The 24,103-nt window shown below is 68.4% G+C and carries 20 protein-coding genes; 15 read left to right on the top strand and 5 right to left on the bottom strand.

The genetic code is table 11. The annotated features are described in order from the left end of the window. The first annotated feature begins 128 nt into the window (after nucleotides 1–128). Entirely contained in the window at nucleotides 129–3,755 is a 3,627-nt protein-coding gene (locus AB0E69_RS02470; protein ID WP_360138287.1) for a S8 family peptidase, read from the top strand. A 96-nt stretch (nucleotides 3,756–3,851) separates the two neighbouring features. Here AB0E69_RS02470 and AB0E69_RS02475 read toward each other — a convergent pair whose 3' ends face one another. Further along, nucleotides 3,852–5,225 carry a lytic murein transglycosylase gene (locus tag AB0E69_RS02475; protein ID WP_360138290.1) on the bottom strand — a complete coding sequence of 458 codons (1,374 nt, stop codon included), beginning with the start codon at nucleotides 5,223–5,225 and terminating at the stop codon, nucleotides 3,852–3,854. Between the two features lie 257 nt (nucleotides 5,226–5,482). On the opposite strand from AB0E69_RS02475, the gene hemL reads away from it, so the two are divergent. The 10 genes from hemL (at nucleotide 5,483) to AB0E69_RS02525 (ending at nucleotide 16,565) form a co-directional block, all read left to right on the top strand. After that, nucleotides 5,483–6,805 carry a glutamate-1-semialdehyde 2,1-aminomutase gene (hemL, locus tag AB0E69_RS02480; protein ID WP_360138293.1) on the top strand — a complete coding sequence of 441 codons (1,323 nt, stop codon included), beginning with the start codon at nucleotides 5,483–5,485 and terminating at the stop codon, nucleotides 6,803–6,805. A 37-nt stretch (nucleotides 6,806–6,842) separates the two neighbouring features. Further along, nucleotides 6,843–7,466, top strand: a complete 624-nt coding sequence (locus tag AB0E69_RS02485; protein WP_360140369.1) for a histidine phosphatase family protein — start codon at nucleotides 6,843–6,845, stop codon at nucleotides 7,464–7,466. Continuing rightward, complete coding sequence (locus AB0E69_RS02490; protein WP_360138296.1) at nucleotides 7,466–8,029, top strand: TlpA disulfide reductase family protein; 564 nt, start codon at nucleotides 7,466–7,468, stop codon at nucleotides 8,027–8,029. The genes AB0E69_RS02485 and AB0E69_RS02490 overlap by 1 nt, the downstream gene beginning before the upstream one ends. Next, nucleotides 8,029–8,772: a cytochrome c biogenesis protein CcdA gene (locus AB0E69_RS02495; protein ID WP_360138299.1), complete on the top strand. Its 744-nt coding sequence runs from the start codon at nucleotides 8,029–8,031 to the stop codon at nucleotides 8,770–8,772. The genes AB0E69_RS02490 and AB0E69_RS02495 overlap by 1 nt, the downstream gene beginning before the upstream one ends. Before the next feature lies 1 nt (nucleotide 8,773). Next, a complete protein-coding gene (locus AB0E69_RS02500) occupies nucleotides 8,774–10,372 on the top strand; it encodes a cytochrome c biogenesis protein ResB (protein ID WP_360138302.1) in 1,599 nt (532 codons plus the stop codon). After that, entirely contained in the window at nucleotides 10,369–11,406 is a 1,038-nt protein-coding gene (gene ccsB / locus AB0E69_RS02505; protein ID WP_360138305.1) for a c-type cytochrome biogenesis protein CcsB, read from the top strand. Before AB0E69_RS02500 ends, ccsB begins: the two co-directional genes overlap by 4 nt. Before the next feature lies 1 nt (nucleotide 11,407). Beyond that, the gene (locus tag AB0E69_RS02510; protein WP_360138308.1) at nucleotides 11,408–11,659 is read left to right on the top strand and encodes a DUF4229 domain-containing protein; all 252 of its coding nucleotides are present in this window, start codon (nucleotides 11,408–11,410) and stop codon (nucleotides 11,657–11,659) included. A gap of 184 nt (nucleotides 11,660–11,843) precedes the next feature. Continuing rightward, on the top strand, nucleotides 11,844–12,440 hold the full coding sequence (locus AB0E69_RS02515; RefSeq protein ID WP_360138311.1) for a TetR/AcrR family transcriptional regulator C-terminal ligand-binding domain-containing protein: 597 nt from the start codon (nucleotides 11,844–11,846) through the stop codon (nucleotides 12,438–12,440). A gap of 59 nt (nucleotides 12,441–12,499) precedes the next feature. Then, nucleotides 12,500–14,053 (top strand): MFS transporter, encoded by a 1,554-nt coding sequence (locus AB0E69_RS02520; protein ID WP_360138314.1) that lies wholly within the window; start codon nucleotides 12,500–12,502, stop codon nucleotides 14,051–14,053. A gap of 85 nt (nucleotides 14,054–14,138) precedes the next feature. Continuing rightward, the gene (locus tag AB0E69_RS02525; RefSeq protein WP_360138317.1) at nucleotides 14,139–16,565 is read left to right on the top strand and encodes a hypothetical protein; all 2,427 of its coding nucleotides are present in this window, start codon (nucleotides 14,139–14,141) and stop codon (nucleotides 16,563–16,565) included. Nucleotides 16,566–16,568: 3 nt separating this feature from the next. Here the strand turns inward: AB0E69_RS02525 and AB0E69_RS02530 are convergent, their stop codons facing one another. From AB0E69_RS02530 to AB0E69_RS02540, 3 genes are read right to left on the bottom strand one after another with little or no spacing between them, the layout of a single operon-like run. Then, the gene (locus AB0E69_RS02530) at nucleotides 16,569–17,051 is read right to left on the bottom strand and encodes a GNAT family N-acetyltransferase (RefSeq protein ID WP_360138320.1); all 483 of its coding nucleotides are present in this window, start codon (nucleotides 17,049–17,051) and stop codon (nucleotides 16,569–16,571) included. Then, nucleotides 17,048–17,659, bottom strand: coding sequence for a TMEM175 family protein (locus AB0E69_RS02535; RefSeq protein ID WP_360138323.1), 612 nt, complete (start codon nucleotides 17,657–17,659; stop codon nucleotides 17,048–17,050). Before AB0E69_RS02535 ends, AB0E69_RS02530 begins: the two co-directional genes overlap by 4 nt. Next, nucleotides 17,656–18,672 (bottom strand): M48 family metallopeptidase, encoded by a 1,017-nt coding sequence (locus AB0E69_RS02540; protein WP_360138326.1) that lies wholly within the window; start codon nucleotides 18,670–18,672, stop codon nucleotides 17,656–17,658. The genes AB0E69_RS02535 and AB0E69_RS02540 overlap by 4 nt, the downstream gene beginning before the upstream one ends. A 106-nt stretch (nucleotides 18,673–18,778) precedes the next feature. On the opposite strand from AB0E69_RS02540, the gene AB0E69_RS02545 reads away from it, so the two are divergent. From AB0E69_RS02545 to AB0E69_RS02560, 4 genes are all read left to right on the top strand, one after another. Continuing rightward, nucleotides 18,779–19,897, top strand: a complete 1,119-nt coding sequence (locus AB0E69_RS02545; RefSeq protein ID WP_360138329.1) for a PLP-dependent cysteine synthase family protein — start codon at nucleotides 18,779–18,781, stop codon at nucleotides 19,895–19,897. Nucleotides 19,898–20,362: 465 nt separating this feature from the next. Beyond that, the gene (locus tag AB0E69_RS02550) at nucleotides 20,363–20,866 is read left to right on the top strand and encodes a hypothetical protein (RefSeq protein ID WP_360138332.1); all 504 of its coding nucleotides are present in this window, start codon (nucleotides 20,363–20,365) and stop codon (nucleotides 20,864–20,866) included. A 145-nt stretch (nucleotides 20,867–21,011) separates the two neighbouring features. After that, nucleotides 21,012–21,572, top strand: coding sequence for an RNA polymerase sigma factor (locus AB0E69_RS02555; protein ID WP_360138335.1), 561 nt, complete (start codon nucleotides 21,012–21,014; stop codon nucleotides 21,570–21,572). Then, nucleotides 21,569–22,354, top strand: coding sequence for a hypothetical protein (locus AB0E69_RS02560; protein WP_360138338.1), 786 nt, complete (start codon nucleotides 21,569–21,571; stop codon nucleotides 22,352–22,354). Before AB0E69_RS02555 ends, AB0E69_RS02560 begins: the two co-directional genes overlap by 4 nt. Before the next feature lie 484 nt (nucleotides 22,355–22,838). Here AB0E69_RS02560 and AB0E69_RS02565 read toward each other — a convergent pair whose 3' ends face one another. After that, the gene (locus AB0E69_RS02565) at nucleotides 22,839–23,804 is read right to left on the bottom strand and encodes a hypothetical protein (protein WP_360138341.1); all 966 of its coding nucleotides are present in this window, start codon (nucleotides 23,802–23,804) and stop codon (nucleotides 22,839–22,841) included. Nucleotides 23,805–24,103 lie beyond the last annotated feature (299 nt).

Consider the following 24,103-nt stretch of genomic DNA (forward strand, 5'->3'; position numbering starts at 1 on the left):
CGTCCGCCATGACCGGATCCGGTCATGGCGGATGTAGGTCAGCGGGATCGATGGACCGGGGCTGACGGCAACTGTCAGGGTTCCGACGATGGCCTCGCGTGGGTCGGGGCCTCGGGAGGTGTCCGCCAGTGTCTGTTCGAGCGTCCCGGACCATCACGAGCCTGCTCGTCGTCGGTTCCCTGCTGCTGACGACGATCCCGGCCCACGCGGAGCCATCACGGCCAGGGCCTGCCGCCGCGAGTCCGGCAGGCCCTGGCGCTACGACGAAGCGGATCACCCTGGTCACCGGCGACGTCGCCGAGCTGACGACCAGCTCGAACGGCCAGGTCTCCGCCCACCTGACCGACGACGAGCCGTACTACTTCGGCACGTTCGACGGCGAGCTCAGCCTGGTCCCGGCCAAGGCCTATCCGCTGCTCACCTCGGGCCGCCTGGACCAGCGGCTCTTCAACCTCACCGAGCTCGCTGCGCAGGGGTACGACGACGCCAGCAGTGATCGCTTGCCCCTCCTCCTCACTGCACCGTCCACCCTGCGCAGCGCCCCTTCCACCCCGGCGGCCGCGACGTTCCGCCGTACCCTGCCCAGTGTCGGCAGCACGGCGGTGACTGTGCGGAAGTCCGACGCGTCGACCTTCTGGGCAGGTATCAGCGGGCCGAAGACCTTCGCATCGAGCCAGCTCACCAAGGTCTGGCTCGACGGGCGCACACACGCGACGCTCGACCGGTCGACCCAGCAGATCGGCGCGCCGACCGCCTGGAAGGCCGGGTACGACGGACGGGGCGTGAAGGTCGCGGTCCTCGATACCGGGTACGACGCCGGGCACCCTGACCTCGCGCACCAGGTCGCCGCGTCGCAAAGCTTCATCCCCGATCAGACGGTCCAGGACCTGAACGGCCACGGCACGCACACGGCGTCGATCGTGGCCGGCCTCGGTACGGCGTCCGGCGGCAAGCGGAAGGGCGTCGCGCCGGGCGCCGACCTGCTGATCGGCAAGGTGCTCGACAACGGCGGCGACGGGCTCGACTCCGAGGCGATCGCCGGCATGGAGTGGGCCGTCCAGCAGGGCGCGAAGGTCGTCAGCATGAGCCTCGGCGGCTGGCCGTCCGACGGGACCGACCCGATGAGCGAGGCAGTCGACCGGCTCTCGAAGTCGAGCGGCGCGTTGTTCGTGATCGCCGCCGGCAACTCCGGCGCCGAGGAAACCGTCGGGTCTCCCGGAGCGGCGACCGAGGCACTGACCGTCGGCGCAGTGGACCGCGACGACAAGCTCGCGAACTTCTCGAGCCGCGGTCCGCGGGTCGGCGACGGGGCGTTGAAGCCGGAGATCACCGCGCCCGGGGTGGAGATCGCGGCCGCCCGGGCGGCCGGCACCGACGAAGGTCGCGTGCTCGACCAGTACTACATAGCAATGAGCGGTACGTCGATGGCGACGCCGCACGTCGCCGGTGCTGCGGCGATCCTGGCGCAGCGACACCCGGACTGGACCGGTCCGCAGCTGAAGGCCGCGCTCGCCTCGACCGCGGTGCCCTCGCGCGGTGCTCGCACCGACCAGCAAGGTCTGGGCCGGGTCGACATCCCGAACGCCCTCGACCCCAAGGTGTTGCCGGACACGGCCAACTTGTTCTTCGGCGATCTCTCCTGGACGGGTCAGGCGCCGCCGCCCGTGACCAAGACGGTTGCCTATCACAACAATACGAAGAATCCGATCGCGCTGGACCTGTCCGTGCAGGCCCAGTCCCCAGCCGGCGTGCGGGCGGCTTTGGCGGTGTCTCCCTCGCGGCTGGTCGTGCCGGCGGGTGGGGCTGCGACTGCGACGGTGACCTTGGACCTGGCGAAGACCAAGCCCGCCAAGTACGCCGGCGTGCTCACCGCGCGGTCGGGCGGGACGGCGTACCGGACCGGGCTGGGGTTTGCCGCCGGTGGGCGGTTGAACCAGGTGACCGTGAAGGCGATCGGTCGCGACGGGCAGCCGGCCGGCAAAGACGTCAGCGGCGTACAGCTGTGGAACCAGGACACCGGTGACGTGACCGCGATCGCGTTCGGGCCGACCGGCAGCAAGACGCTCGACGTACCGACCGGTCGGTACTCCGTGATGGCGTTCGCGATGGGTGTCGACGAGGCGGACTGGACGGACTCGGTCGTCCTGCTCGGCGACCCGGACGAGTGGATCGACCGAGACCGAACGTTCACCTTCGACGCCCGCAAGGCGAACAAGGTGACGGTGAAGACCCCGCTGCGGGCCGATCCGCACAGCATCGGCATCGCCTGGCACCGCAAGGTCGGCGCCCGGGACGCGGTGTCGGGCTGGGGCTTCGACGGGAAGATCGCCGACGGTGTCTATGTGCAAGACTTCGGCAAGGTTGCCTCCGGCACCTTCCAGGTCGTGCAGCGCTGGGACCTCGCGCAGCCGCAGCTGACCGTCGACGTCCCCGGTGCCGGCCGGCTGCCGACACCCGGTCCCGGCTCGTACCGAACGGTCTATGTCGGCAACGAGAAGCTGCCGCTGTACGACGCAGGCGACGGGACACCCGCTGAGCTGACCGGTGCGCGCGACAAGATCGCCCTGATCCGCTGGACCGGTTACGACCAGACGGATGACCAGGTGAAAGCAGCGAAGGCGGCCGGGGCGAAGGTCGTGTTCCTGTACAACCCGGCGCCTGGCTTCTGGTCCACAGGCAGCGAGCAAGAGATCCCGGTCTACCTGCTGAAGGCCGAGGAGGGTGCGCAACTTCTCGCCCAGCACCCGGCGACGCTGCAGCTGACCGGTGTGCAGGACAGCACCTATCGGTACGACCTCGCGGTCGGGCCGTCGGTCATCAACCGGCCGCTGACGTACGACCTCGGGAAGATGCGGCCGGCCGTGATCAGCACCGACTTCGAGCGGAACGACGCATGGTTCCTGCACACCGAGCAGCGGGTTGCGCACCTCCCGGGGATCGCGACCGGTCTGACCGCGGCCCGGTCCGTGAAGGGTCCCGTGCATCGGACCGATTACCTCGCCACTGACCTGACCGGAGTCACCTGGGACGAGACGACCTCGGCGGGAGAGTGGAACGAGAGCGGGTTCGAGCACACCCTCGCGCGGGGCTACCGCCCCGGCGAGCACCTGGACCGGTCGTGGTGGGAGCCGCTGATGCGTCCCGCCGTACCGGGTTTGTCATCTGCTCCAGGTGACGAGGAGCAGGGCTGGCCGCCGGCGCGGTTCGAGAACGCGCTGCGGGTGGCGATTCCGCAGTACGTCGATGGAGACCGTTCCGTCTACGGCTGGGGCGATCGAGGGGATACGACGAGTCTGGCGCTCAGTAGCAAGGGCGTTCTCCTCGGCAAGAAAGACTGGTCGGTCGCGCAGTTCGCAGTACCGGCGCAAGGGGCTTGGTACGACCTGACGCTCGATCAGAAGCGGGGGCCGGCCAGTTGGGCGACCACGTCGACGGCCACGCACACCCAGTGGCACTTCTACTCGAGACAAAGCGGGGTGCTGCCGCTCGTGCAGATCGACTATCAGCACAGGGACGGCTGGCTCACGCTGAGGCCGAGCTACCAGCCGGGGTACCGCGGCTTCGGCATCTTCCGCACGACCGCCGAGATCTCGTACGACGGGAAGACCTGGCAGCGCTTGCACCTCCGCGGCAGCCGGGCTCAGCTACCGGGCGCACCCGCGGGCTCCTACGCGACCGTCCGAGTCACCGCGACCGATCTCCTGGGCAACAGCATCAGCCAGACGATCGAGAAGGCTTGGCAGGTAGAGCGATAAACAAAAGGGCGACGCCACGAAGCGGGGGGATGCTTCGTGGCGTCGCCAGGGGCGCGCCGAGGGAGGGGTGGGGGCAGGCGCGCCGGTCTGTGGGGATCAGCTCCCGAGGACTCCGGTACCGAGAATGCCCAGTAGCCCGAGCACGGAGAGCAGGTTGCGGATCACCTGGTCGACGGCCTTGGTGCCGCCGGTCTGGTAGGCGGTCACGCACTTCTGCAGCTGGTCCAGGGTCGGCTTGGTGATCGTCACCTTCGCCATCTCGGACTGGCAGTAGCTCGTGGCCGTCTTGAGCTCGGTCACCGTGCTGCCGACTGTGCCGACGACGGTCCCGACCGCGGTGGTCAGCTTCGCGACCGGGTCCGCCGCCGGCGGCTTCGTGGTCGGCGGCTGGCTCGTCGGCGGTTTGCTGGTCGGCGGCTTCGAGGTCGTCGGTGGCTTGGACGTCGTCGGCGGTGTCGTCGGCCTACTGGTTGTCGGCGGCCGCTTGGTCGGCGTGGTCGTCGGCTTGTCCGTCCGGCCCTCGACCACGGTCGGCGTCGGCTTGACCGGCGGGTACGAGGTCAGATCGGTCGCCTGCGGCAGGTTGTGGTCCGCCGGCGCGTCGATCGTCGGGTCGCCGATCTGGTTCTCGGCCTGGTTGGAGTCGTCGCCCGAGCTGTCGTTGCCGACCGCGATCCAGCTGCCGCCCGCGTACGCCTTGGCGATGCTGATCACGAGGTCGGCGTACTGCTGTGAGTGGTTGTAGCGCAGGACCGCCGCGTTCAGGTCGCTCGCGTTGGACAGGTCGACCTTGCCGGCGCACAGGTACACCCCGGTCGTCATGGCCGCGTCGTCGATGTCCTGCGGGTTCCGCACGCCGTCGCCGTCGCCGTCCACTCCCATGGCCCGCCAGGTGCCCGGGATGAACTGCATCGGCCCGACCGCGCGGTCGTACGCGCCGTCACCGTCGAACGCACCCGCGTCCGTGTCCGAGATCTTGGCCATCCCGGACGATCCGTCCAGGCGCGGGCCGTAGACCCCCGGCGTTGCGACACCTTGTGAATTGAGTGTGTTGCCGCCGAAGCGGCCGTGGTTGGACTCGACCCGGCCGATCGCGGCCACCAGCGTCCAGGGCAGGTGACAGCCCGGGTCGGCCTGGGCCAGCACCTGCTGGGCCCGGGAGTACGCCTTCAGTGCCGCGTTCGGAATGCCGTTCTTCGACAGGCCCGAGACCACCTGGGTCGGCTGCTCACCCGGATCGATGCCCTGGCCGACACTGCCCGGGACCGGCAGGTTGGCCGGCTGGGCGATCGGTTGCTTGGGTACGACGACCCGGTTGTTGCCGGACAGGCCGTGCTCCAGCGACGCCGTGGCGACCGCCGGATCGTCCGTGGCGCTGACGGTGAACGCGCTCGCGAACAACGCCACCGGGATCAGCGGCGCCACCTGACGCCACCCGCTTCCCGTGGCGCGGCGCTTGCCCTTCGCCATCGATGATTCCCCTCCGTGACTCATCGACTCGCCCGGCCCCACGCAGCGGGCATGTCTATTAGTCGTTCTCGGTTGCCGTCGTACCTGGTCTAACGCCCGCCCCGTTGCGTGGGTTACGCGTCGGGCGCGGACCGTGCACGCGCGGTGACCGAGTACCCATACTGGCGCGTAACAACACGCCTGTACACCCCTTGCCGACGATCCGGTGGCGGATTTCGCCCTGCCCGCCCGCCGGACGCACCGGTCGGTCGGGGAGAATGGCGGCCGTGCCCGACCACACAGAACAGTCCGCCGCGCTCTTCGACAGGGCCTCCGCCGTCACCCCTGGCGGGGTCAACTCTCCCGTCCGGGCGTTCCGCGCCGTCGGCGGCGTACCGCGTTTCATGGCCTCCGGTGACGGATGTCACATGACCGATGTCGACGGCAACCGCTACCTCGACCTGGTCTGCTCCTGGGGCCCGCTGCTGCTCGGTCACGCGCACCCCGAGGTGGTCGCGGCGGTCCAGGCCGCCGTCGCCCGCGGGACGTCGTACGGCACCCCGACCGAGAACGAGGTGCTCCTCGGCGAGGAGATCGTCGCCCGGACGCCGGTGGACAAGGTGCGGCTGGTCTCGAGCGGGACCGAGGCAACGATGTCGGCATTGCGCCTGGCCCGCGGGTTCACGGGTCGCGCGAAGATCATCAAGTTCGCCGGCTGCTACCACGGGCACGTGGACGCGTTGCTGGCCCAGGCCGGTTCCGGCGTCATCACGCTGGGCATCCCGGGCACGCCGGGCGTCACCGAGGCGACCACGGCCGACACCATCGTGCTGCCGTACAACGACCAGGCCGCGGTCGCCGCCGCGTTCGCGGAGTACGGCGACCAGATCGCGGCCGTGATGACTGAGGCCTCGCCGGGCAACATGGGCGTCGTCCCGCCGCGCGACAACTTCAACGCCTTCCTCGCGCGGATCTGCCGGGAGAACGGTGCGCTGTTCATCTCCGACGAGGTGATGACCGGCTTCCGGATCACCCGTTCCGGGTGGTACGGCGTCGACGGCGTCGCGCCGGACCTGATGACGTTCGGCAAGGTGATGGGCGGCGGCTTCCCGGCCGCGGCCTTCGGCGGGCGCGCCGAGATCATGTCCCACCTGGCGCCCGAGGGCTCGGTGTACCAGGCCGGCACCCTCTCCGGGAACCCGGTGGCCACGGCGGCCGGCCTGACCACGCTGCGGCTGGCCACCGACGAGGTGTATGCCAAGCTCGACGAGACCTCGCTCACCATCCAGCGGCTGGTCTCGACCGCGCTGGACAAGGAAGGTGTGCCGCACGTCATCCAGGCCGCCGGGAACCTCTTCAGCGTCTTCTTCGTGGAGTCCTCGGAGGCTGCTGCCGAGATCCGGGACTTCGCCGGGGCGAACGCCCAGGTGCTGCCCCGGTTCGCCGCGTTCTTCCATGCCATGCTGGACGCCGGTGTCTACCTGCCGCCGAGCGCCTTCGAGGCCTGGTTCGTCAGTGCCGCCATCGACGACGACGCGCTGGCCGCGCTGGAGTCGGCCCTCGCCCCGGCGGCCCGCGCGGCTGCCGCCGTCAAGAACTGAAGGGAAAGCGGTGACCGAAACCACGGTCGTGCACCTGATGCGGCACGGCGAGGTGCACAACCCGACCGGAGTGCTCTACGGCCGGATCCCCGACTTCCACCTCTCCGAGCTCGGCCGGACAATGGCGCTGCGCGTTGCTGAACAGGTAAAGGGCCGCGACATCGTGCACCTGGTCAGCTCGCCGCTGGAGCGGGCCCAGGAGACGATGCAGCCGATCGCGTCCGTGCTCGGGCTCACGCCCGACATCGACGAGCGGGTGATCGAGGCGGCGAACCTGTTCGAGGGCAAGAAGTTCGGCGTCGGCGACGGCGCCCTGCGCCAGCCGAGTGCCTGGTGGCTGCTGCGGAATCCGCTGAAGCCGTCCTGGGGTGAGCCGTACCAGCAGATCGTCCGCCGGATGCGCGACGCGATGGAGACCGCCCGGCAGAAGGCCGCCGGCCACGAGGCTCTGATCGTGTCGCACCAGCTCCCGATCTGGATCGTCCGGTCCGCGATCGAGGGCCGCCGGCTGCCGCACGACCCGCGCAAGCGCCAGTGCAGCCTGGCCAGCCTCACCTCGTTCACCTTCCACGGCGAGCAGATCGTGTCCGTCGGATACTCCGAACCGGCGAAGGACCTGCTGCCGGTCAAGAACCCCAAGAAGTTCGTAGGTGGCGCGTGATGTTTCGCCGTACGTCGTTGGTCGTTGCGGGACTGCTCCTGGTCGCGGGCTGCAGCTCCGGTCAGCAGTCGGCTCAGAACCGTCAGGGCCAGGCCGGCTTCGTGAGCGGCAACGGGAACGTCTCGACCTTCGCCGCCGCGGACCGCAAGCCCGCGCCCGAGCTGACCGGCAAGACCCTCGACGACAAGACCTGGACGCTCAGCGACCACAAGGGCAAGGTCGTGGTCCTGAACGTGTGGGGCTCCTGGTGCCCACCCTGCCGCAAGGAAGCCGCCGATCTGGTGGCCGCTTCGAAGGAGCTCGGGCCGTCGGTGCAGTTCGTCGGGTTGAACACCCGTGACCTCGACCCGGCTCCGGCGAAGAAGTTCGTCCAGGAGTTCGGCGTACCGTTCCCGAGCATCTACGACCCGAACGGTAAGGCCCTGCTGCGTTTCCGCGGCCAGATCTCGCCGAAGGCCATCCCGACCACTTTGGTGATCGACAAGGACGGCAAGGTCGCCGGCCGGGTCGTCGGTGAAGTGACGAAGCAAACCCTCCTAGGAATGGTGAAAGACGCAAGCTGATGGGCCAGTGGTTCGCGGACTCGATGAACGGGTCGATGCTGGTGGCGCTGCCGATCGCAGTGCTGGCCGGTGCGATCTCGTTCTTCTCGCCGTGCGTCGTACCGCTGCTGCCCGGCTACCTGTCCTACGTGACGGGGCTGTCCGCGGCCGAGCTCGGCTCGGAGAAGCGCGGCCGGATGCTCGCCGGTACGGCGTTGTTCGTCGCCGGCTTCTCGGCCGTGTTCATCCTGACCGGCGTGCTGTTCGGCAAGGCCGGTGACCTGCTGACCGACCACCAGACCATGATCACCCGGGTGCTCGGCGGGCTGACCGTCGTCCTGGGTGTCGTCTTCCTCGGTGGCTTCGGCTTCCTGCAGAAGGACGTGCGGGTGCACCGGGTGCCGGCGGTCGGGATCGCGGCTGCTCCGCTGCTGGGCGTACTGTTCGGGTTCGGCTGGACGCCGTGCATCGGCCCGACGCTCGGCACCGTGATGACGCTCGCCACGACCGAGGGCAGTACCGGCCGCGGCGCGACGCTGGCGCTGGTGTTCAGCCTGGGGCTGGGTATCCCGTTCGTCGTGGCGGCGCTGGCGTTCCGGCGGATGCTGTCCGCGGTGCGGTGGGTGCGCAAGCACCAGCTGCTGGTGATCCGGATCGGCGGCGTACTGATGATCGCGGTGGGACTGCTGCTGTTGACAGGAGTGTGGGATGCGATGACCGCGGACCTGCGGCAGTGGGTCGCCAACTTCGGATCGGCGGTGTGACGTGACCGAGGTCAGGGACCGCATCGCCGCCGCCTCCGGCCCGGACGAACCCACCACGCCACCCTCGATGGGCCTGGTCGGCTGGCTGCGCTGGACCTGGCGGCAGCTGACGTCGATGAAGACCGCGCTGGTCCTGCTGTTCCTGCTCGCGCTCGGCGCGGTGCCGGGGTCGCTCGTCCCGCAGACCTCGATCGACCCGGTCAAGGTCTCGAACTTCCTCGCGGCGCACCAGAAGCTCGGGCCGCTGTACGACAAGCTCGGGCTGTTCGACGTCTACAAGTCCGCCTGGTTCTCGGCGATCTACCTGCTGCTGTTCATCTCGCTGATCGGCTGCGTCGTCCCGCGGTTGTCCGTGTACCTGCGGGCGTTGCGGTCCCGGCCGCCGAAGCCGCCGCGCAACCTCAACCGGCTGCCGGGGTACCAGCGCTTCGAGCTGGACTCCGCCGGCGACGTGCTCGAGGTGGCGACGCGGGAGCTGCGGAAGCGCCGGTTCCGGGTGCAGACGTACGACGGTGCCGTCGCGGCCGAGCGTGGGTACCTGCGCGAGGCGGGCAACCTGCTCTTCCACTTCTCGCTGATCCTGGCGCTGGTCGGGGTCGCGTGGGGCGCCCTGTTCGGGTACCGCGGTAGCGTATTGGTTGTCGTGGGCAACGGTTTCGCGAACACGGTGGCGCAGTACGACGACTTCACGCCGGGGCGCGCGTTCCGCGGCGACGACGACCTGCCGCCGTTCTCGCTGACGGTGAAGGACTTCAAGGCGACGTTCCAGCAGGACGGGCCACAGCGCGGGGCAGCGCGGTCGTTCGACGCGCTGCTGGCCTACCAGCAGACGCCGGACGCGCCGGAGCAGACGTACGACCTGCGCGTCAACCACCCGCTCGAGCTGGACGGCAGCAGTGTCTTCCTGCTCGGCCACGGGTACGCGCCCCGGGTCACGGTGCGGGACGGCCAGGGCAACGTCGCGTTCTCCGGGCCGGCGCCGTTCCTGCCGCAGGACACGAACTTCTCGTCGTTCGGCGTGATCAAGGCACCGGACGCGCGGCCCGAGACGCTCGGTTTCGAAGGGTTCTTCCTGCCGACCGCGGTGATCGACCAGCGCGGCCCGGTATCGGTGTTCCCCGACGACCTGAACCCGGTGCTGGTGATGACCGGGTACTACGGACGCCCGCAGGCGGAGACCGGGAAGCCGGAGTCCGTGTACCAGCTGGACAAGTCGAAGCTGACCCAGTTCCAGAAGGACGGCGACAAGCTGCGGTTCCAGCTCGCGCCGGGGCAGAGCATCACGCTGCCGGACAAGGCCGGGTCGCTCACGTTCGACGGGTACAGCCGGTGGGTGAAGCTGCAAATCAGCCACACGCCCGGGACCGACCTCGCGCTCGCCGGAATCCTGCTGGCGATCCTCGGACTGATGGGGTCGCTGTTCATCCACCCACGGCGTACCTGGGTGCGCGTGCGCGACGAGGACGGGCGTACCGTGGTCGAGGTCGCGGGTCTGGACCGCGGTCCCGAGCGTGGGCTCGGCGACGAGATCCAGGCCATCACCGAACGCTTGAAACCTGCTGTGCCACCTGCCGGCCCGAACACCGAGGAGCAGCCATGAGCCCGGAGACCTACGCACAAGTCTCCAACCTGCTGATCCCCACCGCCACGGTGATCTACGCCCTGGCCATGGTCTCCCACGCCATGGAATGGGCCCTCGGCCGCGCCGCCGTCGCTACCGCGACGGAGGAGAAGCAGGAGGCGCCCGTGGAGGCCCTCGTCGCCTCCGGCGTGGCCGCCACGGCCAGCTCCCTCGCGGCCGGGTCCTCCGCGGCGGGCGGCTCGGCCGCCTCCCCTTCCTCCAGCGGCGCCGCAGGCGCCGCCCCCGTCGAGCGGATGGCGGCGGCGAGTCGGATCGGGCTTTTGCTGACCTGGTTGGGCTTCCTGCTGCACCTCGGTGGGGTGGTCACTCGGGGTGTTGCGGCGCAGCGGGTGCCGTGGGGGAACATGTACGAGTTCTCGATCACGGCGTCGCTGGCGGTGGCGATCGTCTACCTGGCATTCGTGCAGAAGTACAAGCTGCAGTGGCTCGGTCTCGGCGTCACCTTCGTGATCGCCGCCGTGCTCGGCCTCGCCGCGCTCGCGCTCTACACCCCGGCCGGCCCGCTCGTCCCGGCCCTGCACTCCTACTGGCTCGTCATCCACGTCTCCTCGGCCGCGATCTCCGGCGGCGCGTTCACGGTCGGCGGTCTGGTCTCCGTGCTCTATCTGGTCAAGGCCCGCGCCGAGCGCAAGGTCCTGGCCGGCGGCACGATGTCGGCCTGGCTGCGCCGCGTCCCGAGCGCCGAGGCGATGGACGGTACGGCGTACAAGGTGCTCGCGTTCGCCTTCCCGCTCTGGACCTTCGGCGTCCTGGTCGCCGGCCCGATCTGGGCCGAGCACGCCTGGGGCCGGTACTGGGGCTGGGACCCCAAGGAGATCTGGTCCCTGGTGACCTGGGTCGTGTACGCCGCCTACCTGCACGCCCGCGCCACCGCCGGCTGGCGGGGCCGCCGGGCCGCGACGATCGCGATCGTCGGCTGGTTCGTGTTCATCTTCAACTTCGTCGGGGTGAACCTGCTGGTCTCCGGCCTGCACTCGTACGCCGGGGTGTGAGGTGAAGGAGTTCGCTATCTACTCCGGCCTGCGGGCCGGGCTGTTCGCGGTCTGCTTCGCCATCCTGTGGTTCGCCCTGCACACCTGGCTGAGCCTGTTCCCGCTGCTGCTGCTGGCCCTGATCGTGTCCTCGATCTTCTCGATCTTCGTCCTCCGGGCCGCCCGGGACCGCCTCGCCGGCAAGATCGAGACCCGCGCCGCGAAGATCTCGCACCGCCTCGACCAGGCCCGCACCGCCGAGGACGACGACTAGCCAGCCGCCTGCGCGCGCGGCAGAACGCCGTACCAGTGGACCACTGGTACGGAGAGTGACCTACGCCACTCGTGAATTTCCCGGAAAATCGTTTGTGCAGCTCTTCACATGAGTCGTAGAGTCGTAGATAGAACGAAACTGTTTCGTTCCATCGGTGATGATGGTGCTACCCAGGGTGATGAGCGTGGATGCAGTCCGGCAGCGGCCGCGGGTCGAGGGTGGGCGTGAGGACGAGATCCTCGACGCCACCGTCACAGTGGTCGCCGAGCTCGGGTACGACCGGCTGACGATGGACGCGGTGGCCGCGGCCGCGAAGGCCAGCAAGGCCACGCTGTACCGGCGCTGGTCCACCAAGGCCGAGCTCGTCGTCGACGCGATCAGCCGGGCCAAGGGCTGTCCGATGCCGGAGGACGTCGACACCGGCAGCCTCCGCGGCGACCTGATCGCGATGGCCTGCGGCGCCGGCGGCTTCACCGACGAGCTGCCGATGGGCGTGATCGCCGGCCTGCTGACCGCCCTGCACCGCGACGCCGACCTGAAGCGCGCCTTCCAGGAGCGGTTCCTGGCGCCGCGGCAGGAGCTGACCAGCAAGGTCTACGAGCGGGCCGTCGCCCGCGGCGAGATCGCGCCAGACGTCGACGTCGAGCTGCTGTCGGTGACGCTGCCCGCGGTCGTCGTGCACCACGCCTACATCCTCGGCATCGAGCCGACGGATGACCTGATCCTCCGAGTGATCGACAACGTCATCATGCCTGCGGCGCGGGGGTCGCAGGTGAGCTGACCGGTGAGGGGCCGGTCCGCGATCCACCCGCAGTTCCACGTAAGAGGGGAAATACTTCTATGTCCGAAGACGTCGTCAGAGCCGATCCGCCGGCCGATCCGGCGCCGGAGGCCGGCCACGGTCACCGGAACCTGGGCATCGCGCTCGCGCTGATCAGCATGGCGCAGCTGATGGTGGTGCTGGACGGCACCATCGTCAACATCGCCCTTCCGCACATCCAGGTCGACCTGGGCTTCAGCAACGCGAACCTGCCGTGGGTGGTCAACGCCTACGCGCTGGCCTTCGGCGGTCTGCTGCTGCTCGGCGGCCGGATCGGGGACATCCTCGGCCGCCGCAAGGTCTTCATCTTCGGCGTCGTGCTGTTCGGCCTGGCGTCGTTCGTCGGCGGTATCGCCCAGAGCGAGGGTGTGCTGCTGGCCAGCCGGATCGCCCAGGGCCTGGCCGCCGCGGCCGCCTCGCCGAACGCGCTGGCGCTGATCACCACCACCTTCCCGGCCGGGAAGGAGCGCAACCGCGCGATGGCCGTGTACGCCGCGATGTCGGGCGCCGGTGCTGCGGTCGGCCTGATCCTCGGTGGCGCGCTGACCCAGGCCGACTGGCGCTGGACCTTCTTCATCAACACGCCGATCGGCATCATCGTCGCGCTGCTCGCCGTCCGCTTCCTGGGTGAGTCGGCCCGGCAGTCCGGCAAGTTCGACCTTCCCGGCGCGATCACCGGCACGCTCGGCCTGACCTCGCTGGTCTACGGCCTGACCCACGCCGCCACCGACGGCTGGGGCGACTCGCTGACGCTGCTGTTCATCCTCGGTGGCCTGGCCCTGATCGGGGTCTTCCTCGGGATCGAGGCGCGCTCGAAGCACGCCCTGATGCCGTTCCGGATCCTGGCCAACCGGACCCGCGGGGTCAGCTTCTTCGTGATGCTGGTCGTCGGTGCGGCGATGTTCTCGATGTTCTACTTCCTCGGCATCTTCGTGCAGAACATCATGGGCTACAGCGCGATCAAGACCGGTTTCGCGTTCCTGCCGTTCAGCCTCGGCATCGTGGTTGCGGCGCAGGTCGCGTCCCAGCTGGTGTCGCGGCTCGACCCGCGCTGGATCGCCGGTTCCGGCGGTGTGTTCGTGGCGGCCGGCATGTTCGGCTTCAGCCGGCTCCAGGTGGACTCGACGTACCTGACCCACCTGCTGCCGTTCATCCTGCTGCTGTCGTTCGGGATGGGCCTGATCTTCGTGCCGCTCACGCTGACCGCGGTCAGCGGGGTCGCGAACGAGGACTCCGGTGTCGGTTCCGCCGTACTGAACACGGTGCAGCAGATCGGTGGTGCGGTCGGCCTGGCGCTGCTCGGCACGATCTCGACCAGCGCGATCAAGGACCGGTTCGCCGAGCTGGCGCCCGGCCTGCAGAAGGCGGCCGAGTCCGGCCAGTCGCCGGACCAGATCAAGCAGCTGCAGGCGCAGTTCACCGCGGTGGCCACCACGCACGGCTTCACTCGGGCGTTCCTGTGGTCGACGTTCCTGGCGCTGGGCTCGGCGGTCGTGGTGCTGATCGGCCTGTCGATCAAGCACAAGGACCTTGCCAGCGACAACAACCAGAACGGCCCGGTCCACATCGGCTGAGGTCACCCTGGACAGAAGGGCCCGCTTCCCGGGAGGGGGGAAGCGGGCCCTTCGTCGTCCCGGCTCGCCCCGCCGCTGACTTATCGTGTCGGGGACCAAGGCAACGATCTGGGCGGGAGACGGTGGCGTGGCGCTGGCCGACGAGCTGTTCGACGACAGGTTCGACGATCGCAACCGGCGCCTGCTCGAGACCTTGACCTCGATGACCGAGGGTGTGAACGCCTTCGTCAGCAGGCCGGGCGCGACGGTGCGAGTGATCTCCAGGGCGTCCGGCGGCGAGTGGCGGCGCTACGCCCAGCGGGTCGGGGAGACGTTCACCGAGACGAACCAGTTGACCGAGACGCTGCGACGCGGACTGCCCGGCCTCGACCACGGACCGGGGTGGCGGTCGCAGCGTGCGGCTGTGGCCGCGTTGGCGCACTTCGAGGCCGAGGACGCCGTGGTGGTCGAGGCCGGCGACGACGGCCCGGTCACGGTCGTGACGTTCCGGCGTACCGACGATGGGCTGGTGGTCGTCGGTGGTGGGACCACCTTCCCGTCGGCGCCGTCCGGCGAGCTCGGGGCGGCTTCGCTGCCGAGCGGCGAGGAAGCCGGTTGGGCTGCGCAGTACGCGCTGGCGTCCATCGCCGTACAGGAGACTCGGACGCTGTCGCACGAGGTTCCGCCGGACACCTGGCACGGGCCCCGAAGTCGCGGGGGCCGGCGGACGATCTCGAAGGAAGGGCAGGTACGCAGTACGGCGCCGACCTGGTTGGCCGAGGACCTGCGCTACCTCACCGAGCGGGTGCCGCTCCGGCATCCGTTCCCCCAGCTTGGGTCCGGGGTGGAGGACGGTCCGCGGCGGTGGTCGACCGAGCTGAAGGTCTGGATCGACCGCGGCGGAACCCTCGAGGTATACGACCACGGCGACCCGGAGCAACGGGACGCGGCCGAGCTCGCGCTGCTGACCATCGGCACCGACGTCAATCTGCTCGCCGCGAACCCGCTGCCGGATCGGCCCGGGGTGCGGACCATCGTCGCGACGGTTGCGGGCCGGCCCCGAGCCCTGATCACGGCCGGCCGGAACGCGAACGGCGACCTGCACGTACTGCGGTGCTTCGGGCAAGGCGATCCCGGCGCGGGACGGGCGGCCGCCCTGGCGATGCTGGAAGCAGCGCGCCGGACCGGTGGCGCGATCTCGTTCTCGCCGATCGCCGCGCGTGAGTTCGCCGGGACTGAGGAGCATTCGCTCAGCTCCGCGCAGGTCGCCAACGAGACCTACTGGGTGCGGCGCCACCTCGAAGACCTGGACAAGCCGACCGTGACCAAGCTGGACGGGCTACTTGGTGTGCTGGACGGAGTTCCGGGCGAGCCGCCGGTGGGCGCGGATGCGCTGGCGGCCTCCATGCAACGGTTCCGCGAAGCCGGTGGGGACGTGCTGTTCCTCAAGCCGTCGGAGCCGGCGTTCATGGCGATGCAGGAGCAGGTGTCCGAGACGCTGTGGGTTGCGGCGGTGAGCGCTGACGGGGCCGTGCACCGCGGTACCAGCGACATGTGGCGGGCGCTCAACTCGAAGACTTCCGACCGCGAGGGTGAGCAGATGGTTGCTGTCGCCGTTCTCGACGGTGCGCCGGTCGCTGCCGTTGGGGTCAACGTCGCCACGGGCGCGACCGAGCTCGGAACGTTCGGCGCGGTACCTGAGGCCGATGACGCGCTGGTCGCCGCTGTCGTCGAGGCGACGTACCGGCGGACGTCTCTCCTTCAGCCGGTCACCATGTTCGCGCGCGAGGGCGAGGTCCGGCCCGAGCAGCTCGCGGCCGTCGGCCTGCAGGTCACCGGAGCTCGCGCACTCGACGACGACCGCCGCTTCGAGGTCCGGCTTCCGGAGGTCTGGCGGCAGGCGGTCATCGCGGCGGAGGAGCGAACGGGCTGGCCGGGCGGACGGCGGCTCGACCAGATCGCCGAGGTACTCACCGATTTCCAGGACGCGAACGGGGCGGTCGTGCGGCTGGACCATGCGGACGCGGCCGACCGGGAGCTCGCGGAGGAGACCGTGCGGGCTGTGCTCGACAAGAATCCCGTCCGTCAGCCGGAGGAGCCGGTCCCGCCCGTGAACGGGAACCGCGTGACGATCGTCGCACAGTCCGACGCGCACGGACCGGCGTACCTCACCTTCGACGAGACGCCGGCCGGACAGCTCGAGGTCGTGGACGTCGCCACGACCGGATACGACTTCACCGCACGGGAGGCCACGCGGTACTGGTTCTGTGAGCAGCTTGCCGCGCGGGGCCAGGACGCGGTCCTGAACGAGCGGCTCACCAAGGTCGAGCGCCTTCGCGGCACCTGGACGGCGGACCAGAGCCGGTACCACCTCACCGGCATGCGGAACCGGCTCGGCGACCGCCCGACCGAACTGCTGCACCCGCCCGCGATGGAACCGCCGGAGCCAGGCGATGCCGCAGACCAAGGGCCGGCCCCGCGGCCGCGCTCTGCCGGGCAGGACAACCGGCGGCGCGGGCCGATGGAGCGGTGATGGTCAGAGCGGTTTGTGCATCACGATTTCCCGGGTGACGCCGTCGGCCATCAGGTCGCCCTCGATGTCGGTATCCGCGAAACCGCTGCGCAGGTAGAGGTTGTGCGCCGGTTCGTTGCCGGGGACGACGGACAGCTGGAGCGTGTGGGCGCCCTGGTCGCGGGACCAGTCCTCGATCGCCCGCATCAGCGTGTCGCCGACGCCATGGCCGCGGCCGGCCGGTGAGACCCACATCGAGACGAGCTCAGTGACGCCGGGTTCGTCTGTATGGAAGCCGCCGGCCATGCCGACCGCCGTACCGTCCAGCGACGCGATGACCTGGTACGCGGTCGGCTCGCTCAGCCGTTGCCGCCAGCGCGCCTCGGGTGCGTCGACCCAGTCCGCGAGGCGCGAGCCGAACGCGTACGGCGCTTCCTCGAGTGCAGCCAGGCGGAGCTCTCTCCAGAGCTTCCAGTCGTCCGGGCCGATCTGCTGCAGTTCGATCATGTCTTGATCCGTCGGGTCAGGGGCGGCAGCCAGTAGTAGGGGATGAGCAACGAGAACGCGATGATGCCGAGGACCGGCAGGATCGCGCCGAGCACGGTGCCGCCGCCGTACAGCAGCGGACCGAGGAGGAAGCGCCGGCTGATCGTCCGCGCTTCCTCAGGGCTGATGGAGTCGCCCAGGAGTCGGTGACCGCGGCGCGCGTACTCCCAGATCGCGTTGAACGGCAGACCGCCGGCGACGAGCACAGCGCCGTACAGGACGACCGCGGTCCGCTCGCCCTCGTGGTTGCGGAGCGCGGACGCGAGTACGCCGGCGGTGAACGGGATGAGCGCGACCAGGAGCAACAGCAGCGTGTTGAGGAAGAGCAGGATCCGGTCCGCGCTCGCGATGTGGTCGAACATCGCGTGGTGATTCGCCCAGATCAGACCGATCACCAGGAAGCTGATCACGTACCCGAGGTACGACGGCCACAGGTGGCCGAGCTGCCGCACCAGGTGGGACGTGTCCTCGGGGACCTTGATCTCGATCACGAGCAGGGTGATCGCGATCGCGAACACCCCGTCGCTGAACGCCTCCAGACGTGCGGTCTTCAGTACGCCTTGGCTCACCGCGGTGGGAACTTGGACGAAACCCAGTCGCGGACGCCGCCCAGCCCGTCACCGAGGTCCCGGAGCAGCTTGGCCAGCGGGTCCTGCGAGCGATTGAAGGCGTCGGAGTACGACTTGGCGGCGTTCTTCGCCTCCTGCGAGATCGAGGCGTCGCCGTCGTCCTGACGCTTCGGGTAGTCGCCGGAGACGATCGTCGTGTACTCGCCCTCGTCCACCCAGCGGCGCAGCTCGTGCGCGCGGATGACGGCGAGCGGGTGCGACTGCGCCTCGAGCAGCAGGAGCTTCAGGACGCTGTCACGCAGGTCGCCGGAGCTCTCGTACTCCGTCCCTTGCGCCAGGAAGGCCGTGGTGTCGAGCTCCTCGAGCTGGCCGCCACTGGCGAGCTTCATCTGGACACGCAGCGCGACCGCCGGGTCCTGGACGGCGAGCAGGCCGGCCCGGTCGCCGGACAGCTCGGCCTTGCGGGACCACTCGTGCAGCGCAGCGATGATCGCCCGGACGCCGAGCGCGCCGATCGGCATCCAGCCGATCGCACCGGTGAGGCGCATCAGCCAGAGCAGGAGGGACTGGTACAGAGCGTGACCGCTCTGCGCGTGGCCGAGCTCGTGCCCGAGGATGAAGCGGAGCTCCTCCTCGTCCATCCCCTTGATCAGGGCGCTGTTCACCACGATGAACGGCTTGTCCATGCCGATGGTGACCGCGTTCCAGATCGGGCTGTTGGTGACATACAACTCGGGCAGCTCGCGGACGTCGAGGGTCGCCGCCGCCTCGGTGAAGAGCCGGTGCACGGCCGGGAACTGCCGCTCGTCGACCCGGATCGCCGACCCGAGGAACTGCAGCCGGAACGCGCGCTCGTTGATCAGCCCGGACATCTTCCGGAGGATGAAGTCGAACCCCTTCAGCTGCCGCAGCGCCACCAGCGCACCACGGTCCGCGGGGTGCTCCCACGCCCGCGAGCTGATGTCGGTCAACGTCACCCGTTGCCGCGTCGGCCGATCGTTGTTCTCAGTCATCGCTCCCCCTGCTGCTGGTCGTGGGTACCCAACCTAGCTCGTCGCTGGGTCGCGTCACTCAGCGTAGGAATACTCAAATTGGTGTAAAGGTCCTAGCCTGGCCCGCATGAGTAAGGTTGACGGGGTGTGCCGCGAGGTGGATCGGCGGGACGAGAAGGCGCGGGCCTGGGTGTCCGAGGCGATCCGGATCGTCGACGCCGACGCGAACCGGAGCGCGGACACGCATCTGCACGTGTTCCCGATGCCTGCGGGGATCGGTGTCGATCTGTATTTGAAGGATGAGTCCGTGCACCCGACCGGCTCGCTCAAGCACCGGCTGGCGCGGTCACTGTTCCTCTACGCGCTGTGCAACGGCTGGATCCACGAGGGCACGACGGTGATCGAGGCGTCCAGCGGCTCGACCGCGGTCAGCGAGGCGTACTTCGCCCGGCTGCTCGGGCTCCCGTTCGTCGCGGTGATGCCGCGCTCGACCAGCCCCGAGAAGGTCGAGCTGATCGAGTTCTACGGCGGCCGCTGCCACTTCGTCGAACGCTCCGGCCAGATCTACGGCGAGGCCAAGCGGCTCGCCGAGGAGACCGGCGGGCACTACATGGACCAGTTCACGTACGCCGAACGCGCGACGGACTGGCGCGGCAACAACAACATCGCCGAGTCGATCTTCGGGCAACTGTCGCTCGAACAGCACCCGATCCCGTCGTGGATCGTGGTCGGGGCCGGCACCGGGGGTACGTCGGCCACCATCGGACGCTACGTCCGCTACCAGCGGTACGACACCTGCGTCGCGGTCGTCGACCCCGAGAACTCCGCCTTCTTCCCCGCTTTCGAAGCCGGCGACCACGACTTCTCCACCGGCCGCCCCTCCCGCATCGAAGGCATCGGCCGGCCACGGGTCGAACCGTCCTTCGTCCTGGGCGTTGTGGACCGGATGATCTCCATCCCGGACGCGGCGTCGATCGCTGCTATGCGCTTCTGCTCCCGGGTGACTGGGCGGTTGGTCGGTGGCTCGACTGGCACCAATTTGTGGGGCTCGCTGCGGCTGGCCGCCGAAATGCACCGCACGGGCGCGCAGGGCAGTATCGTCACCCTGCTCTGCGACAGCGGCGAACGCTACGGCAACACGTACTACGACGACACGTGGCTGCGGACGGCGGGGATCGACATCACGCCGTACACCAAGACGCTGGAAACCTTCACCACGACCGGCCGGTGGATCGAGCCGGAGTAAGCCCCACGCCCGCTACGCAGCCGCTCATCGTCGCTCCACTCCTCAACGCGTCTGCTCCACGGACTCCCACCCACCCGCGTGCTGCCGGGGCTGGCGCCCGGCATGTTGCGGGCTGCCGCCCGCGGGTGAGTACTTCCCCACGCGTGCTACGCAGCCGCCATTCGTCGCTCCGCTCCTCACAGCGTCTGCTCCGCGTGCTCCCACCCACCCGTCTGCTGCCGGGCTAGCGCCCGGCGAGTTGCGAGCTGGCGCTCGCGAGCGACTACCCCGGGCCGGCGTCCGTGAGTAAGCCGACGGTGGTTACGGGCAACCGTGACACGCCCCGCGCGTGCTACGCAGCCGCCATTCGTCGCTGCGCTCCTCACAGCGCCCGCTACGCGCGCTCCCACCAGCTGACGTGCCGCGGAGGTTCGACCAGCGGCGAGTCTGGAGGCCGATCCGGTCATCTGTACATAAGGTGCCCGCGTGAGTGTCGTGGTCGACGTGGTCAAGGAAGCTGGACCGTATGTCGTCGGGGTAGCGGGTCTGTGGTTCGGCTTCGCGAACGCGAGGCTCCCAGGGCGTGAAGCCCGCCACCACGCGAGGGTAGAAACCCTGTACCCCGAAATGCTGGATGCGCTCGACCAGTTGGTCCGTCACACCGTGACCTACCTGGCGCTGACGCACCCGGTTCGCGTCGACCCTGACATGCCGGTGCCAGATCCGAAGCTTGTCGAGAAGCTTGCGTCACGCATCGAGATCTTCGCGAGCCGCCCGGTCAGAGAGAAGTGGAATGCCGCGCTCCAGCCCGTACTGGAGGTGCGCCTCAGGAAGACTTCCCCATCCGAACTGCTCGCCGAACTCGACGGTTCGGACACGCGGCCAACGCAGGTCGAAGCCCGCCTCTGGGAGACCTTCGAGGTTGCTCGAACGAAGCTCGTCGCCGAGATTCGCCGCGGACTTGCTGTTCCTCGCGGTCGCCGCCAATGAGCGGCACGAGCGGTCAGAACTGACTCGATCCACCCGACGTACCTGCCGTTGTCGCCCGCGAAGGCTGTCGGTGTCTCGTGATGATCGTGGTGCCCACGTCGTACGGTTTGCGACACGACTTGGGCCGTGATGGACATGAGGGGGTGTGAGCGAGCTTTTGGGTGGGGCTGGGCGGGAGGCGCGGTTTGTGGGGTTGTATGAGGCGACGTACGTAGACCTGGTGCGGTTTGCGCGGCGGCGGGTGGTGGAGGGGGCCGCGGAGGATGTGGTTGAGGAAGCGTTTCTGGCTGCTTGGCGGCGGTTGGAGGAGGTGCCTCGGGAGGTGGGGGAGGCACGGGCATGGCTGTTCGGGGTGGTCTGGCGGACGATCCTGAACGCGGAGCGTGGGGTGCGGCGGCAGCGGGCGGTTGCGGTTCGGCTGGCTGGGAGCGTTGCCGAGTGCTCACCGGACAGCGCTGACTTTGTGGCGCGGCGGGTGGATCTTGGGCGGGCTTGGGAGCAACTGTCGGCGGTCCATCAGGAGGCGCTTGCTCTGGTGGTGGTCGAGGATCTCTCGGCGCGCCAGGCCGCGTCCGTGCTCGGGATTACCGCGGTGGCTTTTCGGCTTCGGCTGTCGCGGGCACGTCACGCGTTGCGGGCTCAGCTCGATCACCGGCGTACTCCGAGGGTCGTTCCGGCGGACGCGATCGAAGGGCAGCACTCATGAAGATTTCGGACGAATTCGCGGGCCTGAAGACGCTGGAGCCGCCGAACCACGACATCGATCCGGGCAGCGCGCCCGCGCAGGCGATGCTGGAGCGGGTGCTTGCCGCCGATCCGGGTGACGGAGTACGTCCACGGCGTCGGTTGAGGAAGACGGTGATTCGGGTCGCGGTTGCTGCCGCCGCGGTTGCAGCGGTGGCGGCGATATTGATCCCTCGGCAGTCCGGGCCCAGCCTTGGTGGCGATGCGGCGTACGCGAGCTGGACCGCGCAACCTTCCGGGGTCTCGGCGCAGGATCGCGCGAAGATCGCCGGCGAGTGCCGGAAACGGCTGAAGGGGACGGGGTACGACAACAAGCTCGATCATGCCGGTACGTCGATGGTGGATCGCCGGGGCGACTGGGTGCTGGCGTTTCTGGTGGGGCAGAACGGGTTCGAGGCGAGTTGCATGATCAACATCGCCAGCGGGCGCTTCGGGCCGGGCTCCGGCGCCATCGGCGACGGGGTCGCGACACCGCGGCGTCGGCAGCTCATCCCGTCGGGGATGGGCGTCAGTGGCGGCGGCCAGTTCCCGTACCTCACCCAGGCAGTCGGTCAGGCCGGCTCCGACATCGTTGGTATGACCTACCAAAGCCCGAACCACGGGACGATCACGGCGACGGTCTCGGACGGCCACTTCGCCTTCTGGCTCCCGGGAAGCGAGTTCGACGGCCTGCACCCCGTGCCGGTCCGGATCACTTATCGCGATGGCACGACAGCAAACGTCAAACTCACCCTCGGCGGGTAGCCAGCCACACTGCAGTACCTCCGATGCGAGTGCTCGGCTTGTTGAGGGCCGCCGCCCGCGGGCGAGTACTTCCCACGCGTGCTCCCGCCCCCGGACGGTTGCCGGGCTAGAGCCCGGCTACGGCGGGACGCCTGCTTCCGCTTCGCTTCGCGCGCGTCCCTGGCTTGGCGCGCACGTGCCAACAGGGTGCCGAGTCGAGACAGCAGAAACTCGCCATCAAGGCTCGACACCCTCTTTCGGTGAACCTCTCGCCGGAACGGCCGGCTACCGCCTTGCGCGCGATCCCGCAGCTCCCGCCTGTCCGTGGGTTCTCGCATCGCCCCGCTAGCAATCATGGAAGGGACGGCCCGGCCCGGCACGCGTCAAGGGCACCTACGGCGTCCCTCCGGGATCTTCGACCCTTGACCCGCACCGTACCGAACCTAAGGTCGGCAGCTATCGGGGCCGATGCGGGAGGAGTGCCCGCACGGTTGACACGTAACCGTCAATCGTCATCGAAGGCTTTCAAAACGTCATCACGAAAACCTTGGACGTGTCGCCTCCAGAATTCAATTTGACCGGTCCACTTCTGCTCTTCCTCACTACCCTCCTCTGATTGTTCAGAGAGTTCCTTTGCTCCATGTAGATTCTCGTGTGCTGATTCCAGAGAATCAAGAGTTGTTAGCAGGCGAGCCCGCTTCTCCGATCCAAGCCTGGCCTTCCGCTGCCGCTCAATCTCAGCTTCTTTTCGCTCTTGCCGAGCCCGAGCTTTTTCCTCTTCGAAGGCATGAACTCGTGTCGCAATTGGATGTTCGATGATTCCAGAGACGACGGCCCTGAGCAGGACCTCATCTGCTAATGCACTCTTGGCCTGCCCTTGAGTGAGGATGATACCCGCCAACAGCGCAAGTAGGATCACGACCCCGACGTCAGACCACCAAGGTAAGTTGACCTGAAGGATCGAGATCAAGCCGAGAGTGAACAACGGAATACAAATATTGATCCGGAAAACAGCTTCACTTTCAAACCTATCAAATTCTCCGTACATTTCCGCATTGCCGATCAGGAGCCTTGCTCGGAAATCTTCAACGGGAAAGAGCTGCGCTTCGATCAGGTGATATGTGTCAAGAATGTTGGGATCTCGCAACGAGTCAGCCAAGAACTCTTTCAACTGTTCGCTTCTCGATCGCCGATCACGACCCACAATCTTAGACCACAAGAGCGTGTAAGCATCCGACCTGACGGTCGCCATCGAACCAATCACAAACGCGGCAAAAGATAACCCAGCCAGCATTGCTCCCTGCCCAACGTAATGACGCAGGCTCGCTATATGGGATGTCAATTCCGCACCATCATGAAGGTTCTTAACTACACGGTCACCGAGGAGGAGCCAGAGGTTGAACATCCAGATATAACCAACAGCCAACGGTGTCCGAACATCTCGTAATCCGGGCAAGAGACTTGCGAGCATTCTCCCCCTCCAAGTGCCGGCATCGCCGACATGATGCACCAAATCAGGTGCCCGCCAACAGAGGCGAGCCTTCGACGCATCCAAGATCGGCAGCAAACGTCGATACCGTTGAAAACTAGCCCCGTTCAGTCTCTGCTTGTTCCACGACGCGCCGCCTGCTGCGTCGCCTCGCTGGGCCAGACATCGATCGGTCGTATGTAGTAGTCGGCAAACCTATCCTCGACGGAACGACCTGCCCGATGGTCCGGAACGTAGATCACACGGGCCGCCCAACCGAATCCGCCCACCAGGTTGCCCAC

The organism is Kribbella sp. NPDC026611, assembly GCF_040638345.1.
In the GTDB taxonomy this organism is placed as follows: domain Bacteria; phylum Actinomycetota; class Actinomycetes; order Propionibacteriales; family Kribbellaceae; genus Kribbella.